Raw genomic sequence first — 2,803 nt, forward strand, 5'->3', positions numbered from 1 at the left:
AGGCCGGGACAGCCATGAGGTAAATGCAAATCTGTGCTATCTGGCAAACTGGGTGGAAGAAAATACCCGGTGGACAAGCGACATATGAAAAACTATGCCATCGTCGGAAGCGGATATGCCGGTCTTTCCGTTCTGTTTCGCTTATTGGAACTGCCTGATCAGGAGATCTCAGCCATTACATTGTTCGATACACCGGAAACGCTTGCTGTTGGTCACGCGTTTGGTGATGACGTTTGCACTAATTTACTCAATCGTCCGGTGAAAACGATGTATTTTCGCGAGGCTGGTGATTTTGGCTCTTGGCTAAAGCAATATCAAACTCACCTTCAGCACTCAGACGACCAGTTTGTTCCTCGTACCTACTTTGGGCAGTTCCTACGTTATCAACTCATACTGTGCAAGCAACGTTCTCGTCAGCGCGGCATAATATTGCGTTTTGTGCCAAAAATGGTTGTCGATCTGACACTCCAGGCTGGAGGGGTAAGGATATACACTCAAAGTGGAGAAAATGCGCTGTTTTCACGTTGCTTTTTATGTACTGGCACCACTCAGCAAAGAGATCCCTACGGTGTGGCACTGCACGCTGGGTATTTCGAATCTGCATGGCCGATCCGGAACCTGCGTATTCTACCCGGGGAGAGTGTCGGTATTATCGGAAGTCGTTTATCAGCCCACGATGTTGCCATTGCATTGGCACCACATTGCAGGAAGCTCTATTTCATCTCCCGTCAAGGACTTCTGCCGAGGCGAATTGCCGGGTACCACAACGTGTTACCACAGCGGTTTACTCCCAGAAATATCGATCGTTTATATTTCGTCTCGGGCAATATTGCTTTTCACCAACTCTTTCGACTATTACGCCTGGAGTTTGCGGCCCAGCGTTGTTCTTTGAGTGATTTTCTGCGCAATGCTCAGCCGAGCATTACTGCTATGAGTATTCTTCTCGCACTCAATATTTCAGTTAGCCATGCTTGGCGTCGACTGAGCTTGACCCAGAGAGCTCGTTTTATTGCTCGTTGGCAGTCGCGCTGGCAGCAATTGCGCGTTCCTATTGCTATCCCTAATGCTCTGCGTGTGGAACAACTGTTTTCCACTGGTAAACTAGATCATCTGCACGGTGATATTTCCATCACACCGAATCCTGATGGATTTACCCTCTCTGTTTCAGGCGTCCAGGGCCCGCGAGTGAATAAACTTATCAATGCCAGCGGGATTAGTGCTTGTCCTTACCATTACCCATTGATAGGTCGGCTGATAAGCAGAGGAATAGGCGTTCCTCATCCGTTCGGGGGGATTCGTATCTGCCCTGAAACCCTTAGTGTCATCAGCGTAAATAACACCATAGTGCCGAATGTCAAATGTATCGGACAGATGACAGTGGGCGAATTTTTCACCGTTGGAAATATAGATATTCTTCATGAGCAAGCTAAGTTGGCGGTAGTCAGTCGCTGGAATGACACCCCGCATGCAGCGGATCTTGGATATTAATATTTATCAGGAGTAGGGCATGGGGCTGGTGGGCGGTTTTTTATTATGTGCCTTGGCTGGATGGTTACTGGCGCTTATCAATATTCCATTAGGAATGATGTTTGGCCCCATAGCGCTTATTATTCTTCTCAGCCGTTTTTCATTGCGTATAAGCACTATTCCTAATTCTATGGTGTTTATACAAATTTCTCTGGGTTCTTCCATCGGTCTAATGTTTAGGGAAATGACTTTCGGTGAAACTACCGGTGTTATCGGCCTGCTGTGCGCCCTATGCATCTGCTTATCATTGCAATTTGCCCTTTGTTATCGGTGGTGTATTCAACGCCTGCATTGGAGCAAAGAAGAGGCTCTGTTGGGCGCAGTACCTGGGGCTATGGCTGCAGTGTTGGCACTGGCCGATTTTTCGAAGACGCCACCGCAGAAGATTGTGATTTCCCATTCGTTGCGTCTAATCACACTTACCGTGCTCGCTGGGATTATCGTCGGATTTGATAATGTAGAGTCAATGACTTCACCACCGACGCAGTTGACAGTACATGGGGTATGGCTAGCCAGTATAGTTCTCACCGGGTTCATCTTGGGTAAGGTGCTTGAACACTGGCATATTCCAGCACCGTATATGCTGACCACCTTATTTTGCGCCGCATTGCTCCACGCTTTTTCGCCTGAGTTGCTTGTTTTACCGGATATTATTAACCAACTGGGTATGGTGCTTATGGGGATGCTTATTGGTCACTATTTTACTGCCTTTCCGCTGGACGAGTTTCTACGTCATCTGTGGGCGTCATTGCAGCTTGTAACTATTAGCCTTGGGGTTACACTCTTGATGGCTTGGGCTACATCCGAGTTGATAGGGTATTCCTTCGATATCCTCGTGCTTTCCTGGGCTCCCGGCAGTGTGGAGTCGATGTCTTATGCTGCATTGGCGATGAAAGTGGATGCAGGCTTTGTCATGACCAACCATATTGTTCGTATGTTGATCATTCATACGCTCCCGTCATTGTTGCTTAGTGTGAAACACCCGCGGCGTGGAAAAAAAACCTGATTTCTTGTGGGCTCAGCTCACTGAGGTGAACGCGGTTCGACGGTATCCTTCTAAAAAAGCGTAGATGTAGGTTGGGTAAATATGGGGTGAAGGTGCTTATGACGGTTGAGGGGACGATGCTGTGATGATTTTGGCGCGTTTGGCACCCAAAAGAAACGGGGACGTTAATTAGCGTATCGACTGATCGGTGTCGTTTGCCGATGATTTGATTTTTTCGATGGCGATAATATTTTCAGACATCGCTTCATTAAGGACTTCTACAGCCGTACG

At 47.7% G+C, this 2,803-nt stretch carries 2 protein-coding genes; both read left to right on the plus strand.

Annotated elements, in window-relative coordinates:
- The first annotated feature begins 84 nt into the window (after window positions 1-84).
- Window positions 85-1,488 carry an FAD/NAD(P)-binding protein gene (locus J5224_RS24605; protein ID WP_264627847.1) on the plus strand — a complete coding sequence of 468 codons (1,404 nt, stop codon included), beginning with the start codon at window positions 85-87 and terminating at the stop codon, window positions 1,486-1,488.
- A 19-nt stretch (window positions 1,489-1,507) separates the two neighbouring features.
- A complete protein-coding gene (locus tag J5224_RS24610; protein WP_264627848.1) occupies window positions 1,508-2,533 on the plus strand; it encodes an AbrB family transcriptional regulator in 1,026 nt (341 codons plus the stop codon).
- Window positions 2,534-2,803 lie beyond the last annotated feature (270 nt).

Source organism: Candidatus Symbiopectobacterium sp. NZEC135 (assembly GCF_025962695.1).